Annotated in this window: 14 protein-coding genes; 4 read left to right on the top strand and 10 right to left on the bottom strand. The window is 73.0% G+C overall.

Going from position 1 to position 15,145, the window contains the following annotated elements; translation table 11 throughout:
* Nucleotides 1–86 precede the first annotated feature (86 nt).
* Both ACZ6ZT_RS14975 and dacB read right to left on the bottom strand, forming a co-directional pair.
* Entirely contained in the window at nt 87–1,232 is a 1,146-nt protein-coding gene (locus ACZ6ZT_RS14975; RefSeq protein ID WP_469719570.1) for a zinc-dependent metalloprotease, read from the bottom strand.
* 39 nt (nt 1,233–1,271) lie between these two features.
* Entirely contained in the window at nt 1,272–2,741 is a 1,470-nt protein-coding gene (gene dacB, locus ACZ6ZT_RS14970) for a D-alanyl-D-alanine carboxypeptidase/D-alanyl-D-alanine endopeptidase (RefSeq protein WP_469719569.1), read from the bottom strand.
* A 137-nt stretch (nt 2,742–2,878) separates the two neighbouring features.
* Between dacB and ACZ6ZT_RS14965 the strand changes: the two genes are divergently transcribed.
* Both ACZ6ZT_RS14965 and ACZ6ZT_RS14960 read left to right on the top strand, forming a co-directional pair.
* Complete coding sequence (locus tag ACZ6ZT_RS14965; protein ID WP_030031597.1) at nt 2,879–3,373, top strand: inorganic diphosphatase; 495 nt, start codon at nt 2,879–2,881, stop codon at nt 3,371–3,373.
* A gap of 223 nt (nt 3,374–3,596) precedes the next feature.
* Entirely contained in the window at nt 3,597–5,231 is a 1,635-nt protein-coding gene (locus ACZ6ZT_RS14960) for a threonine/serine exporter family protein (RefSeq protein WP_469719568.1), read from the top strand.
* 137 nt (nt 5,232–5,368) lie between these two features.
* On the opposite strand, the gene ACZ6ZT_RS14955 is transcribed toward ACZ6ZT_RS14960, so the two are convergent.
* The 5 genes from ACZ6ZT_RS14955 to ACZ6ZT_RS14935 form a co-directional block, all read right to left on the bottom strand.
* Nucleotides 5,369–6,085 carry a DedA family protein gene (locus ACZ6ZT_RS14955; protein WP_469719567.1) on the bottom strand — a complete coding sequence of 239 codons (717 nt, stop codon included), beginning with the start codon at nt 6,083–6,085 and terminating at the stop codon, nt 5,369–5,371.
* Nucleotides 6,086–6,233: 148 nt separating this feature from the next.
* Nucleotides 6,234–6,992 carry a MerR family transcriptional regulator gene (locus tag ACZ6ZT_RS14950; RefSeq protein WP_469719566.1) on the bottom strand — a complete coding sequence of 253 codons (759 nt, stop codon included), beginning with the start codon at nt 6,990–6,992 and terminating at the stop codon, nt 6,234–6,236.
* 97 nt (nt 6,993–7,089) lie between these two features.
* Nucleotides 7,090–7,599 (bottom strand): DinB family protein, encoded by a 510-nt coding sequence (locus tag ACZ6ZT_RS14945; protein WP_469719565.1) that lies wholly within the window; start codon nt 7,597–7,599, stop codon nt 7,090–7,092.
* Between the two features lie 148 nt (nt 7,600–7,747).
* Nucleotides 7,748–9,205: an aldehyde dehydrogenase family protein gene (locus ACZ6ZT_RS14940; protein WP_469719564.1), complete on the bottom strand. Its 1,458-nt coding sequence runs from the start codon at nt 9,203–9,205 to the stop codon at nt 7,748–7,750.
* 89 nt (nt 9,206–9,294) lie between these two features.
* The gene (locus ACZ6ZT_RS14935; protein WP_469719563.1) at nt 9,295–10,173 is read right to left on the bottom strand and encodes a helix-turn-helix domain-containing protein; all 879 of its coding nucleotides are present in this window, start codon (nt 10,171–10,173) and stop codon (nt 9,295–9,297) included.
* A gap of 324 nt (nt 10,174–10,497) precedes the next feature.
* Here ACZ6ZT_RS14935 and ACZ6ZT_RS14930 point away from each other — a divergent pair, with 324 nt between their 5' ends.
* Entirely contained in the window at nt 10,498–11,007 is a 510-nt protein-coding gene (locus tag ACZ6ZT_RS14930; RefSeq protein WP_469719562.1) for an ATP-binding protein, read from the top strand.
* A 157-nt stretch (nt 11,008–11,164) separates the two neighbouring features.
* Here the strand turns inward: ACZ6ZT_RS14930 and ACZ6ZT_RS14925 are convergent, their stop codons facing one another.
* Nucleotides 11,165–11,410: a DUF397 domain-containing protein gene (locus tag ACZ6ZT_RS14925; RefSeq protein ID WP_469719561.1), complete on the bottom strand. Its 246-nt coding sequence runs from the start codon at nt 11,408–11,410 to the stop codon at nt 11,165–11,167.
* Between the two features lie 116 nt (nt 11,411–11,526).
* Complete coding sequence (locus ACZ6ZT_RS14920; protein WP_469719560.1) at nt 11,527–13,575, bottom strand: FUSC family protein; 2,049 nt, start codon at nt 13,573–13,575, stop codon at nt 11,527–11,529.
* 112 nt (nt 13,576–13,687) lie between these two features.
* Here ACZ6ZT_RS14920 and tatA point away from each other — a divergent pair, with 112 nt between their 5' ends.
* Nucleotides 13,688–13,876: a Sec-independent protein translocase subunit TatA gene (gene tatA, locus ACZ6ZT_RS14915; protein ID WP_469719559.1), complete on the top strand. Its 189-nt coding sequence runs from the start codon at nt 13,688–13,690 to the stop codon at nt 13,874–13,876.
* A gap of 16 nt (nt 13,877–13,892) precedes the next feature.
* Here the strand turns inward: tatA and ACZ6ZT_RS14910 are convergent, their stop codons facing one another.
* Nucleotides 13,893–15,065 (bottom strand): DUF2786 domain-containing protein, encoded by a 1,173-nt coding sequence (locus ACZ6ZT_RS14910; RefSeq protein ID WP_469719558.1) that lies wholly within the window; start codon nt 15,063–15,065, stop codon nt 13,893–13,895.
* Nucleotides 15,066–15,145: the final 80 nt, after the last annotated feature.

Here is a 15,145-nt window from a genome sequence, read left to right as displayed (position 1 = left end):
CGAGCATCGCACGCCCTTCCACGGCCCACGGTCCCTCGGACGGGTGATGCTGCTTCCCCCAGTGGGACATGCTTACGCCCCTTGCGTCACCCTTCTTCGCTCCCCGCGCTCCCCTTTCCGTGCACCCGGGTGACCCAGTCCGCGGGCCGGGCGATCTCGGCTTTGGTGGGCAGGGTGTTGGGCGAGGTCCAGACGCGGTTGAAGCCGTCCATGCCGACCTGGCCGACGACGGCGCGGACGAAGCGTTCGCCGTCGCGGTACTGGCGGAGCTTGGCGTCGAGGCCGAGCAGCTTGCGCAGGGCGGCGTCGAGACGGCCGGCCCCGGTGGCGCGGCGCTGCTGGAACTTCTCGCGGATCTCGGCGACGGAGGGCACCACCTCGGGTCCGACGCCGTCCATCACGAAGTCGGCGTGCCCCTCCAGCAGGGACATGACGGCGGTCAGCCGGGCGAGCACCTCGCGCTGCCGGGGCGTCTGGACGAGTTCGACGAGGGAGCGGCCCCCGTCGCCGCGGTCGGCCTCGGGGCGGGCTCCGGAGAAGGACTGCACGGCCTCGCGCAGCCGTTCCAGGACGGCCCCGGGCTCCATCTCGGTGGCGCCGAGGAACGACTGGATTTCGCCCTCCAGGTGGGCGCGCAGCCACGGGACGGCCGTGAACTGGGTACGGTGCGTCTCCTCGTGCAGGCACACCCAGAGCCGGAAGTCGTGCGGGTTCACCTCCAGCTCGCGCTCGACGTGCACGATGTTGGGGGCGACGAGGAGCAGCCTGCCGCCGGTGGCGGAGCCGCCGGGGAGGTCCGGGAGGGCGGGCGCGAAGGTCTCGTACTGGCCGAGCACGCGGGAGGCCAGGAAGCTCAGCAGCATGCCCAGCTCGACGCCGGTGACCTTGCCGCCGACCGCGCCGAGGACGGCGCCGCCGGGGGCGCCGGCCCGGCGGTCCTGCATCTTGCCGAGCAGCGGGCCGAGCAGTTCGCGGAAGCCCGCGACGTTGGCCCTGACCCAGCCGGCCCGGTCGACGACGAGGACGGGGGTGTCGGGCCGGCCGGTGCCGTCGGGTCCCATCCTGGTGAACGCGCGCACGTGCTCCTCGGAGGTCCGGGCGTGCCGGCGCAGTTCCGCCACCACCGCCCGTGCCTCGTCGCGGCTGACCTCAGGACCCGGCCGCACGAGCCGGGTCGCGGTCGCCACCGCGAGGTTCCAGTCGACCATCTCCGCACCACCGATGCTCGTCATGCGTCAACCGTACGTGGACCGGCGCTCCGGCGGATCCCCTTACGAGGTGCCGGCCACGGCGGCCGCGAGCTTGTCGAGGCCCTTCTCGGCGGCGGGGCCGTCGGCGGCTCCCGCCGTCAGGAAGGCGAAGGCGAGCAGTCGCCCGGAGGAGTCGACGACGGTCCCGGCGAGGGAGTTGACCCCGGTGAGGGTGCCGGTCTTGGCCCGGAGCAGGCCGGCGGCCGGGGAGGTGCCGGCGTTGCGGGCGCGCAGGGTGCCGGTGAACCCGGCCACGGGCAGCCCGGTCAGGACGGGCCGCAGCTCCGGGTGGCGGGGGTCGGCGGCGGCGGCGAGGAGGCCGGTCAGGAGGCGGGTGGTGACCTTGTCGGCCCGGTCGAGGCCGCTGCCGTCGGCGAAGCGGGTGCCGGTGACGTCGACGCCGAGGGAGGCCAGCTTCGCGGAGACGGCCTTCTCGGCGCCCTCGAAGCCGGCGCTCTGCCCGGCGGCGAGGGCCGTCTGGCGGGCGAGGGCCTCGGCGATGTCGTTGTCGCTGTTGGTCAGCATCCGCTCGACGAGCCCGGCGAGCGGGGTGGACAGGGTGGTGGCCAGCGGCTGCGCCCCGGCGGGCGCCGTGGTCCGGGCCGGGTCGCCGTTCACCGTGATGCCGCGGTCGCGCAGCAGGCCGGCGAAGGCGCGGGCGGTGTCGCCGGAGGGGTCGTCGGTGCGGGTGACGGGCCCGGAGGCGGAGTCGTCGGGGCGGCCCTCGTCGGCGGTGAGGGCGGTGACGGGCGCGAGGTTGTCGTTGCGGCCGATCGGGTGGCGGACGGGCCCGGTGTAGAGCGAGTCGTCGTAGCCGAGGGTGACCGTGTCGGTGCCGGCGGCCCGGAGCGCCTGGGCGGTGTCGGCGGCGAGGGCGACGAGGCTGCCGCCGGATCCGGCGGGGCTCTTCTTCTTGGCGGTGAGGGAGGGGTCCCCGCCGCCGACCAGGACGAGCGTGCCGGGGCCCGCGCCGGGGGTCACGGTGGTCCGGAAGCGGTGCTCGGGCCCGAGGGCGGCCAGGGCGGCGCTCGCGGTGGCGATCTTGACGGTGGAGGCCGGGGTCATGGGCTCGCCCGACCCGGACTCGAAGAGGACCCGGCCGGTGGCGGTGTCGACCACGCTGGCGCCCCGTACGGTGCCCAGCGCCGGGTCGGCGAGGAGGGGCTTCAGCGCCCCGGCGAGGGCGTCGGGGCCGTCACCGGCCGCGTCGGCGGGGCGGGGGGCGACCCCGGTGAGCACCCCGGGGGCGCTCGGCGCCGCCCGCGGCAGCCCGGACCGGTCGGGACGGCTCCCCTCGGCGTGATCTGCGCCACCCGTACGGCTCCAGGAGGCGGCCCTGTCCCGCTCGGCCTTACGCTGGCCGGAGTCCCACGGCCCGGTGGCGGACACCACCGCGGCCGAGAGCGCGAAGCCGGCGACGGCCGACCCCGCGATGAGCTGCCATGTCTTGGCCAAGGGCACCTCGGACCAGCCCCTTTCGCGATCACACATATGCGTGAGGGACACTTAACCACTGCGTCTTGCCGCGAGCATGGCACCCCACCCGCGAGGCTGGGCCGGACGCGCGCGCAGATGGATCAATGCAGAGCAGTCCCGAAGCAATGAAGCTGATCATGGAGGAGCAGGACGTGGAGTTCGACGTCACCATCGAGATCCCCAAGGGTTCGCGGAACAAGTACGAGGTCGACCACGAGACCGGCCGGATCCGTCTGGACCGTCGCCTCTTCACCTCGACCAGCTACCCGGCCGACTACGGCTTCGTCGAGAACACCCTCGGCGAGGACGGCGACCCGCTGGACGCGCTGGTCATCCTGGACGAGCCGACCTTCCCGGGCTGCCTGATCAAGTGCCGCGCGATCGGCATGTTCCGCATGACGGACGAGGCGGGCGGCGACGACAAGCTGCTGTGCGTGCCGGCCTCGGACCCGCGCGTGGAGCACCTGCGCGACATCCACCACGTGTCGGAGTTCGACCGCCTGGAGATCCAGCACTTCTTCGAGGTCTACAAGGACCTGGAGCCGGGCAAGTCGGTCGAGGGCGCCAACTGGGTCGGCCGCGCCGAGGCCGAGGCCGAGATCGAGGCCTCGTACAAGCGCCTGGAGGCGCAGGGCGGCCACCACTGAGCCCTCGCTGAGCCCTCGCTGAGCCTTCCGCCACGCCGGGCGTGAGCGGGCCGGGGGCACCTCCCCGGGCTCCGTGACATCGCGGGCGGCATCCCCTCTCCGGAGGGGGTGCCGCCCGTCGTCGTGTGCGGGGCGGGCCGCGTACCCGGCCCGGGCGCGGGAACGCGCAGGAGGAATCGATTCCGCATACTGGTACCGCGGATGATCACGGACTGGAGGGCGCGTGGCGGAGGCCGACGGGGCAGAGGACAGGAAGCCCAAGTCCGACGAGGCGCACAGCGCCTTCACCCGGCCGCCCGGGATGGCACCGGAGGCCCTGGACGAGGACCAGCCGACCTCGGAGTTCGCCGTCCCCGACGGCATGGCCGCGCTGCCCGCCGAGCCCGAGGGCTCCGCCTTCGCCGCCCCGGCCACCTACAGCGCCCAGCACTCGCCGCCCGCCTACACCCCCGGCGGCTTCCCCGTCTCACGGATGAAGGAGTCCCCCTGGCAGGACCGGATGCGCACGATGCTGCGCATGCCGGTCGACGTGCGCCCGGTGGCCGAGCCGGTGCAGCGGCAGAGCGAGAGCGGTCCCGCCGTGGGCCGCGTCCTCGACCTCACCCTGCGCATCGGCGAGCTGCTGCTCGCGGGCGGCGAGGGCGCCGAGGACGTGGAGGCCGCGATGTTCGCCGTGGCCCGCTCCTACGGGCTCGACCGCTGCGAGCCCACCGTCACCTTCACCATGCTGTCGATCACCCACCAGCCCTCCCTGGTGGACCACCCGGTCTCCGCGAACCGCACGGTGCGCCGCCGCGGCACCGACTACACCCGGCTGGCCGCCGTCTACCGGCTGGTGGACGACATCAGCGCGCCCGACGAGGAGGTCTCCCTGGAGGAGGCCTACCGCCGGCTCGCCGAGATCCGCCGCAACCGCCACCCGTACCCCACCTGGGTCCTCACGGCCGCCGCGGGACTGCTCGCGGGCGCCGCCTCCATCCTGGTCGGCGGCGGGGTCACGGTGTTCTTCTGCGCCGCCCTCGGCGCCGTCCTCGGCGACCGGCTGGCCTGGTACTGCGCCGGGCGCGGGCTGCCGGAGTTCTACCAGTTCGTGGTGGCCGCGATGCCGCCCGCCGCCATCGGCGTGGCCCTGAAGATCGCCACGATCGACGTACGGGCCTCCGCCGTGATCACCGGTGGCCTCTTCGCGCTGCTCCCCGGGCGGGCCCTGGTCGCGGCCGTGCAGGACGGGCTGACCGGCTACTACATCACCGCCTCGGCCCGGCTGCTGGAGGTGATGTACCTCTTCATCGGGATCATCAGCGGGGTCCTGGTGGTGATCTACGTGGGCCTCCAGTTCGGCGCCCAGCCGAACCCGGACGAGGCGCTCCAGATCCCGGACCGGCCGGTGATCCAGACCCTGGCCTCGATGGTGCTGGTGTTCACCTTCGCGATCCTGCTCCAGCAGGAGTGGTCCACGGTGGCGATCGTGACCCTCAACGGCGGGGTCGCCTGGGTCACCTTCGGGGCGCTGCGGGCCGCCGAGCTGCCCCCCGTGCCGTCCACGGCCATCGCGGCCGGGCTGGTCGGCCTGTTCGGGCAGCTCTTCTCCCGCTACCGCTTCGCCTCCGCCCTGCCGTACGTGACGGCGGCCATCGGTCCGCTGCTGCCCGGCTCGGCGACGTACTTCGGGCTGCTCTCGATCGCCGAGAACCACCTCGACGAGGGGCTCGCCTCGCTCACCAAGGCCGCCGCCATCGCCCTGGCCATCGCCGTCGGGGTGAACCTGGGGTCGGAGGCCTCCCGGCTCTTCATGCGGATCCCGGGCGCCCAGAGCGCGGCCAAACGCCGCGCGGCGAAGCGCACCCGCGGCTTCTGAGCCGCCCCGGGGCACGCGGTCGCCCCGGGTACGGGAACACCCCGGGCACGCGAACGCCCCGGGGAGACCAGGTCTCCCGGGGCGCGCGCAGGGCGTGAAGGGGCGTACAGGGGCGTACGAGGGCTCGTACGGGCCCGCTAGCGCTTGGCGTGCCGCCCGCGCTGCCCGGGCACCTGCTGGGGCTCCTCCGGCGCGCCGTACGGGGCCACGGGGGCGGCGGGGACCGCGGCGTTCGCCTTGGCCCTGGCCTTGCGGGACTTGAGCACCTCGAAGACCACCGGGATGACCGAGATCAGCACGATGCCGATGAAGATCGTCTCGACGTTGTCCTTGATGACGTCGAACCGGCCGAGCTGGTAGCCGAGGCAGGTGACGCCCGCGCCCCAGGCGATGCCGCCGATGACGTTGAAGGTCAGGAAGGTCCGGTACTTCATCGCGCCGGCGCCCGCGACCATGGGAGCGAAGGTGCGGATGATGGGCACGAAACGGGCGAGCACGATCGCCTTGGGGCCGTGCTTCTCCATGAACTCGTGCGCCGAGTCGAGGTTCTCCCGCTTGAACACCTTGCTCTTCGGCCGGTTGAACAGCTTCGGGCCGAAGTACTTGCCGATCAGGTAGCCCACCTGGTCGCCGATGATCGCGGCGACCGCGATCAGCGTGCAGACCAGCCACAGCGGCTGGCTGATGGCCCCGCTCGCGGTGAACAGGCCCGCCGTGAACAGCAGGGAGTCACCGGGCAGGAACGCGAAGAGACCGGATTCCGCGAAGACGATGACCAGGATGCCGATCAGGCCGAACTGCCCGATGAGGTAATCCGGGGACAGCCACTCAGGGGCGAGCGCAAGCGTGTACACGAGTTCCGGGCTCTCCTGGATCAGGGGGGGTATCGGCGGTGGGGGGCGGGACGGCTCTCAATTATCAACGCACACGACCCCCACCGGGTTCCAGGCCCGGTGGGGGTCGTGTGAGCAACCTCGCGGCCACCGCGCGGCGACGGCGCGGTTACGCCCCGCGCACGGCGTTGGCCGTGATCGCGTCCTTCAGGTGCCCGGCCATGCCCGGCCGGATCGCGTCGTAGAAGGCGGTGAAGCGCGCGTCCGCGACGTACATCTCGCCCAGGCAGGTGTGCATCTCGTACGGGCACGCGTAGAACCACCTGGAGATGTGCCGGCGGTGCTCCTCGGCCAGGTCCATCGCCGCCTCGCCCCCGGCCGGCTCCCCCGCCTCCATCAGGGCCGCGTACCGGGCGCCCCAGTCGGCGGCCTCGTCCTGGATCCGCTGCCAGTCGGCCTTGGTGTACGAGGCGGCCCGGCGCTGCGACTCCGCATAGGAGTCGGTGTGGCCCCACCGCTGCTCGGCCTCCTCGGCGTACTGCCCGGGGTCCTGCTCCCCGAAGACCTCGAACCTCTCCTGCGGCGTGAGGTTGATGCCCATCTTCTTCGCCTCCATGGCGTGCTCAACGGCCTTGGCCATCTGCTGGAGCCGGGCGATCCGGTCGGTCAGGAGGGCGTGCTGCCGGCGCAGCTGCTCCCCCGGGTCCGAGGACGGATCGTCCAGCAGGGCCGCGACCTCGTCGAGCGGGAAGCCGAGCTCCCGGTAGAACAGGATCCGCTGCAGCCGGTCGAGGTCGGCGTCGTCGTACCGCCGGTGTCCCGCCGTGCTGCGCCCGCTCGGGCGGAGCAGGCCGATCTCGTCGTAGTGGTGCAGCGCGCGCACCGTCACTCCGGCGAAACCGGCGACCTGTCCCACGGAGTAGCCCATCGCCTTCCGCTCCTTCGGTTGGGTACGCCCTTCACTGTGGCTCCTCACGCCGCGTGAGGTGCAAGTCCGTTCACCACGGACCCGCGCGGGGCGCCGCTCAGCCCATCGCCTTCGTCCCGTCGATGGTCTCCCGCAGGATGTCGGCGTGGCCCGCGTGCCGGGCGAATTCCCGCACCAGGTGCAGCAGCATCCAGCGGACCGAGACGTCCGCCTTCGGCATCCAGGGCGCCTCGGGCAGCGGGAAGGACTGGTCGAGGGTGGGCACGGAGGCCACGAAGTCGGCGGTCTCCTTCTTCACCCCGTCCCAGAAGGCGAGGGCGGAGTCCAGGGTCTCGCCCCCGGCGAGGTGGAAGCCCTCCAGCCAGGTCTCGAAGGACCGCTGGTGCTCGTTGGGCCGCCGCTGCGCCAGGCGCAGCCAGTTGAGCTCGACCTCGGCCGCGTGCTTGACGAGCCCGGACAGGGACAGCTCGCTCGCGGTGGGGCGGCTCGCGGCCTGCTCGGGCGTGACGCCCTCGGCGGCCTTGCGGAGCGCCTGGCGCTGGTCCTCGACGAAGAGGAGCAGCGTCCCGCGCTCGTCTCCGGCGATCTCCTCGGTGGGGTGGGGCATGACGGCCGCCTTCCGCGGGGGGCGCGTGCCGCGCCCCGTTCCTCGTGCTGATCTGACGGGAACCACGCTACGGAGCATTGCGGCCAGGTTGTGTCCGCTACCGGCGCCGGGCCGAGCCCGGCCCGGCCCCGGCCGGGCCGGCGCCCGGTTAGAAGGGGAAGACCGTCCGGCCGTGCTGGACCGAGATCCACTTCTGGGTGGTGAAGGCCTCGACGGTGGCCTCGCCGCCCAGCCGGCCGAGGCCCGAGGCCTTCTCGCCGCCGAAGGCGGTCAGCGGCTCGTCGCCGATGGTGGAGTCGTTGACGTGGAACATGCCGGTCTCGACGCGCTGGGCGAAGCTGACGCCGCGCTCGATGTCCCGCGTGTGCACGGCGCCGCTCAGCCCGTACGGGGTGGCGTTGGTCAGCCGCACGGCCTCGTCCTCGCCGTCGAAGACCACCAGCAGCGCGACGGGGCCGAAGATCTCCTGGCCGAGCAGCGGGGAGTCCTCGGGGAGACCGGCGAGGACGGTCGGTTCGACCAGGTTGCCGCGCGTAGACCCCCGTACGAGCGCCCGGGCGCCGGACGCGACGGCGCGGTCCACGAGGGCGGTCAGGGCGTCGGCCTGGAAGGAGTTGATCAGGGGGCCGATGTGGGTGTCGGCCTCGCGCGGGTCGCCGGTCTTCAGGGCGCGCACCCGGGCGGTGAACTTCTCGGTGAACTCCTCGGCCAGGGAGGCGTCGACGAGGATCCGGTTGGCGGCCATGCAGACCTGGCCCTGGAAGACGAAGCGGCTGAAGACGGCCGCGTCGACGGCGTAGTCGACGTCGGCGTCGTCGAGGACGACCAGGGCGCTGTTGCCGCTCAGTTCCAGGACGGTCCGCTTGAAGTGGCGGGCGGCGACGGAGCCGACGTGCCGGCCGGTGCGGTCGGATCCGGCGAAGGAGATGACCTTGGGGACGGGGTGGGTCAGGATCGCGTCGCCTATCTCGGCGATGTCGGTGACCAGGACGTTGAGGAGGCCGGCCGGCAGGCCCGCGTCCTCGAAGATCTTGGCGATGATCCCGCCGCCCGCGACCGGGGCGTTCTGGTTCGGCTTGATCACGACGGCGTTGCCCAGGGCGAGCGCCGGGGCGACCGACTTCAGGGTGACCAGCAGCGGGAAGTTGAACGGGCTGATCACGGCGACGACACCGACCGGGAGGCGCTGGACCCGGTTCTCCTTGCCCGCGACCGGCGAGGGCAGGGTGCGGCCGTCGGGCCGGACGGCCAGCTGGATCGCCTCGCGCAGGAACTCCATCGCCAGGTGGACCTCGTACTCGGCCTTGGGACGGGTCCCGCCGAGCTCGTCGATCATCGCCTCGACGATCTCCTTCTGGCGCTCCTCGGTGATGCGCAGGGCGCGTTCGAGGACGAGACGTCTCGCGTAGGGGCTGGTGGCCGCCCAGGACCGCTGCGCCCGTTCGGCCGCGCGGTAGGCCCGGTCCACCTGCTCGGTGGTGGCCACCGTGATGGCCGCGAGCTTCTCCCCGTTGTAGGGGTTGACGTCGATGATGTCCCACGAACCGGTGCCGGCCAGCCATTCGCCGTCGATGTACTGGTGAGCCAGGTCGGTGAATATGGACATGCCATCCCTTACTGCGAGCGCGCACCCGTGCGCTGCACCGGAGACCGATCGGTCATCATGCACTGATCAGACGTCATAGTACGTGCGGTTCAGGACAGTTGGAGCAGTCCGCGCAGGAGATCCCGGGTCCGGTCGGGATCGGGGCAATCGGCCTGTAGCCGCTGCATCGCCCGCGAGTACTGCCCCACTTCCTCTTCTTTGTCCAGGTAGAGGGCGCTGGTGAGCTGTTCCAGATAGACGATGTCCTGGAGGTCGGACTCGGGAAAGCGCAGCAGCGTGAAGGCGCCGCTCTCCCCCGCGTGTCCGCCGAAGGAGAAGGGCATCACCTGGAGCTGGACGTTGGGCCGCTGGCTGATCTCGACGAGGTGCTCCAACTGCCCGCGCATCACGTCGCGGTCGCCGTACGGGCGGCGCAGCGCGGCCTCGTCGAGGACGGCGTGGAAGACGGGGGCGTTCTCGGAGACGAGGACCTTCTGGCGTTCCAGGCGCAGGGCGACGCGGCGGTCGATCTCGGCGGCGCTCGCGCCGGGCATGCCGCGCTGGACGACGGCGTGCGCGTACGCCTCGGTCTGGAGCAGGCCGTGGATGAACTGGACCTCGTAGATCCGGATGAGCGAGGCGGCGCCCTCCAGGCCGATGTACGTCTGGAACCAGCCGGGCAGTACGTCGCCGTAACTGTGCCACCAGCCGGCCGCGTTGGCCTCGCGGACCAGTCCCAGGAGGGACTCGCGCTCCGCGCCGTCCGTGACCCCGTAGAGCGTCAGGAGGTCTTCGACGTCCCTGGCCTTGAAGCTCACCCTTCCCAACTCCAAGCGGCTGATCTTCGATTCTGATGCGCGGATCGAGTAGCCGGCCGCCTCACGGGTGATGCCGCGGGATTCTCGGAGTCGCCTGAGCTGCGAGCCCAGGAGGATGCGGCGCACTACGGAACCGCTGGCTTCTGCGGTCACCAGTCCTGCCCTCCCCATCGCGATGTACGTGTGCGTCGTGGGCCCCCGTACCCCGGTGCCGCAGTCTGCCACCAAAACGCATCGGACCGTACTCGTTCTGTAACGGAATCCGGCGTCCCGGAAAAGAAGTCCGTAAGTATGCGTAGGAAGAAATGAGCAAGAACCGTCACGGGAGCGGACAGGTCCGGCGCGTGCACGTGCATCTGCCCTTGCATCCGGCTGCGCCATTCGGAACGATGGTCTCGCGCACCTGCGTGCTCTTCGCGCCGGCGCCGGACCCACCCCGCAGTTCTCTTTGGACGGAGCCGCCCGCCCCGTCCGCGAATCCCGGGAGTGCCTCGCATGGGGACGAATGGATCGACCATGCTGGAGCCGTTACGGCAGGGGCTGCCCCCGGTCGACCCCACGGCTGTCTCCGGGTCCGCGTCGTGCGCCCTGCCCGCCCGCTTCGAGGCGGTGCGCGGCGCCCGCTCGTTCACCCGGTCCACGTTGTCCCAGTGGGGCCTGGACGACCGCTTCGACGACGTCTCGCTGGTGGTCTCCGAACTCGTCACCAACGCGCTGCGCCATGCCCTGCCGGACGAACCGCGCGGGTCCGCCGGGGAGCCGGAGGGCTGCGTACGGCTGCACCTGATGCGGTGGAGCACCCGGCTGGTGTGCGCGGTGCGCGACCCGAGCGAGGAGCGGCCGGGCGGCTCGTTCGCGCCGGAGCGGACGGACGAGAACTGCGACCTGGAGTCGGGGCGCGGGCTGTTCCTCGTGGACGCCTACAGCGACAACTGGGGCTGGCACCCGCTCGCGGGGCGGCTGACCGGGAAGGTCGTCTGGGCGCTGTTCATGCTCCAGGACTGACCGGTCCGCAGCGCCGGGGACGGACCATCACATACAGGACGACTGGCCGGGGTTGATCATTTCGATCAGTCCCGGCCAGTGCACGTGCATGGCTTGATCCAGTGCGCTGTTCCGTGGGGCGCCGTCGGAGTGCCGCCGGAATGCCGTCGGCGTTTCTTCAGGCGATCAGATGATCGAACTCGCCGTCTTTGACGCCCAGCAGCAGCGCCTCTATCTCGGCCGGCGTGTAGACGAGCGCCGGCCCGTCGGGAAAGCGCGAGTTGCGCATGGCGACGTCCCCGCCCGGCAGTCTGGCGAACTCCACGCAGGATCCCTGCGAGTTGCTGTGTCTGCTCTTCTGCCAGGTCAGCTCATACAAGGTTGCGAGTTCTGCAGCTGCCATCCCGTTGTACGCGTGGTCCACAGGAAGCCCCCGATAGTGCAGATGTCAACTGCACCGGATCATAGCTGTGTTCATCGGCGCATGCATGGGCAGATGCACGTGCACGCGCGGTGCCGGGTCCGTCACCCGTTGATCACCTATCCCGACCGCAGCGCCTCGGAGAACTCGTCCAGCGCGTCCAGCAGCTGCTGCGCCGCCCCGCGCAGCACGGCCGTCCCCGGCCCGTCCCCGTCGGGCAGCAGGCCGCGGACCCCGTCCCACTCCGGCACCCGGCGTTCGCGCACCGCCTTCGCGCCCTTCTCCGTCGCCTCGCGCAGGGCGTGCGCCAGCTCCGCCGCTCCCGGCACCGGCTCCCGGTCCCGGTCGGGCAAATGGGCCTCCAGCAGCATCGCGTGCCGGCCCAGGGCCGCCAGCGCCTCCCCCGCCCCCTCGGCCGCCGCGTGCGAGAGGCCCCGGTGGCGCACCGGCTCCCCCGCCGCCCGCGCGAGCGCCTCCTGCCAGGCGATGCGGGCGTCCCGGGTGGCCAGCAGGGTCTCCCGGACGTCGGCGCGCCGGGCTCCGGCCGGGTCGCCGTACTGGGCCAGCACGGCGGCCGCGTACCGCCCGAGGGCGGCCAGCCAGTCGGCGAGCCGGGTGCGCAGCCGCGGCGTCTCCCAGGCCGGGTAGACGGCGTACGCCACCATCGCGAGCACCCCGCCGACCAGGGTCAGGGCGATCCGGTCGGGCACGGTCTGGTCCCAGCGGACGCCGCCCATGCCGAGCAGGAAGACCACGTACGCGGAGACGCAGACCTGCGAGACGGCGTACCCGGTGCGCAGCAGCACGTACATCAGACCCGCGCTGATCACGGCGAGCAGCCCCGACAGGTACATCCCGGGCTGCGCCAGTCGCACGATCGCGGTGGCGACGCCGACGCCGGCCAGGGTCCCGGCGAAGCGGGCCACGGCCCGGGACCAGGTCTGCGAGAAGTCGGGCCGCATCACCATCACCGAGGCCATCGGCGCCCAGTAGCCGTGCCCGAACGGCAGCGCGTGCCCGATCAGGTACCCGGCGCAGGCCACGGCGGTGACCCGGACGGCGTGCCGCAGGATCGGCGAGGCCGGCCGCAGCTCGCTCCGTACGTCCCTCAGCACCAGCGGCACCAGCCGCGCCAGCGAGGGCCGCAGCATCGCCTCGGCCGGGTCGGCGGTCCGGCCCGACCCGGGCGATGCCGTCTCCAGTACGTCCTCCAGCAGCGCGGTCAGCCGCCGCGCGGCCCGCAGCGGCGCCCCCCGGAGCACCTCCGGCAGGTCGGGGGCCTGCAGCACGGCCAGCGCCGGGGCGGGCAGCCGTACGGGGTCCCCGTGCCGGATCGCGCGAGCGGCGGCGTCCAGCGCCGTCGCGGCGGCGGCGAGCAGCTCCCGCACCCGGTCCCGGGCCGGCCCCTCGGCGGGCGCCCCCACGGCCGGGTCGGCGAGGGAGGCCAGCACGGGCCGGATCCGCTCGGCGAGCCCCCGCGCCCCGTGCAGCTCGGAGGGGCGCCGGCGGGCCTGGCGGACGGTGACGGCGGCGGCGTCGCGGGCCTTCATCAGCGGGACGGGGTCGAAGGGGGCGGCCGGGTCGTGGCGCAGGCGGCGGGCGTAGTCGGCCTCGGCGGCCAGGGCGTCGGCCAGGGCGTCGCGCTGGGCGCCCCAGCGGCGGATCGGGAACAGCACGATCAGCAGCGCCTGGACCACCCCGCCGGCGGCGATCACGGCGGCGTGCCCGGCGGCCTGCGGCAGGGAGGTCGGCAGGGTGACGGTGACCAGCATGATCGCGACGTTGCCGGTGGCGATGATCCCGGCGGTGGGCCCGGCCGCCCACAGCATGCCCGCCGAGAACGACCAGACGGCGAGCAGGAGCAGGAAGAGCCAGATGTCCGAGGAGCCGACGAGGTAGCCGACGAAGGTGGAGACCGCCAGGGTCAGCCCGGAGGCCAGGGCGAGCACCGGGCGCGGGCGCCAGCTCTGCTGGAAGCTGGCGATGGCGGCCGTGAAGGCCCCGAAGGCGGAACTGGCCGCCGCGCCGGGCCCGAGGAAGGCCAGCCCGAAACCGATGACGAGCGCGAGGCCGACGGCCGCCCGGACCGCCACGAGGGGTTCCAGGCGGGCCCGTTCGACCTTCATGCCCGAGCGGACCGTGTCTCTCAGCGCCCGGAGCCAGCTCATGACGCCGAGCGTAACGGTTTTCAGGGTTTCTTCAGGTTTGTACGGATCCCTTGCCGCGGGGTTCGCTGGGACGCATCATCGACCGGTCGTCCTCTCGAAGGTGGGTCCGCACATGCTCCGCAACGGCCTCGAACCCTGGCACCTCGTCATCGTCCTGGTGGTGTGCCTGCTCGTGTTCGGCTCGAAGAAGCTCCCGGACATGGCCCGGTCGCTGGGCCGTTCGGCCCGCATCCTGAAGTCCGAGGCCCGGGCGCTGCGCACCGACGACCCGGCCGCCCGCCCGGAGGGCCCGGCGGCCTAAGGGCCTGGGCCGCGTTCTAGGGGAGGGCGGGCCGGCCCCGGGCCGCGCCCACGTGCGCGGCGTCGGCGGCCGCGGTGCCGTCCTCCCAGCCCGCGTGGTCGGTGGCGCCGCGCAGCCGGGTCGTCGTGGTCCGGGGGAACATCTCCTCCGCCCGGGAGGTGACCGCGACGTCGCGGGCCACCAGCGCGGGCAGGTTGTCCGGTGCCTCGGCCGCGGTGTGTTCGGCGGTCTCCGCGAGGCGCCGCCCGAGCCGGCTGGCGTAGGCGAGCAGGAAGGACTGCCGGAAGGTCTTGGTCCGCTTACGTCCGCCGGCCCGCTGGGCCGCCTCGGCGCGGGTCATCGCCGCCGTGCCCTGCACCAGGAGCGAGGTGTAGAGCAGCTCCACCGCCTCCAGGTCGCTCTCGAAGCCGACCACCGTGGAGAACTCGAAGCCGCTGTTCCACACCGCCCGGCAGCGGTTGGCCGTCGCGACCGCGTCCAGCAGCACCGCCTTGGCCTCCTCGTACGGGGGCTCGACCCCGATCCGGCAGGCGCCGGGCAGCCGGCCCCGGCCGCCGCCGCGGGCGGCGAGCAGCGCCTCGTCCACCGTGTGGCGGGCCATCAGCTCCTGCGCCTTCGCGCTCAGGGCCTCCGCCTCCTCCGGGAAGGTGGTCGCCTCCGCCTTGGCCAGCAGCGCCCGGATCCGGCCGAGCATGCGGGGCTCGATGTGCGCGTGTTCGGCGAGGGCGTCGGCGGGATCGCCGGGAACCGGCCCCACGGGCTCGATGCCGGGCAGCCGGATCAGCAGCCGGTACACCTCCAGCACGGCGGTGGCCAGCGTGAACCGGTCCGCCCGGACGCGGCGCGCGAGCTCCTCGGCGTACGCGGTGTCCTCACCCCACCAGACCTCGGCGTCCGTCCACCGCTCGGGCAGGCGCGGGTAGCGGCGGGCCTCGGCGGCGATGACGTCCTCGGCGATCCGCAGGTGGAGCCCCTCCAGGTCGCGGCGCACCAGCCGCAGCACGTCGGCCGGCCGCCACCCCCGCTCCCAGGCCTGCCGTACGTACGCCTCCCCGCGCCCGAGCAGCTCCGGCCCGACCCCGCCCCACTCGGCGGCGAGCACGGAGGCCCCCGTATCGAGCCCGGCGTCATCCTGGGCGTACAGCGCGGCGGCAAAGGCCCGGTCGACGATCCCGACGAACTCACTCACCCCCTCAGCTTGGCACGCCCCCACCCCGGCCCGATTCCCGGCCCGGACCCGGGCGCCCGGGCCGCGCTGCCCGCCCGGAG

It is taken from the genome of Streptomyces sp. NPDC102258, assembly GCF_055584685.1.
This window is presented reverse-complemented; position numbering and strand designations above follow the sequence as displayed.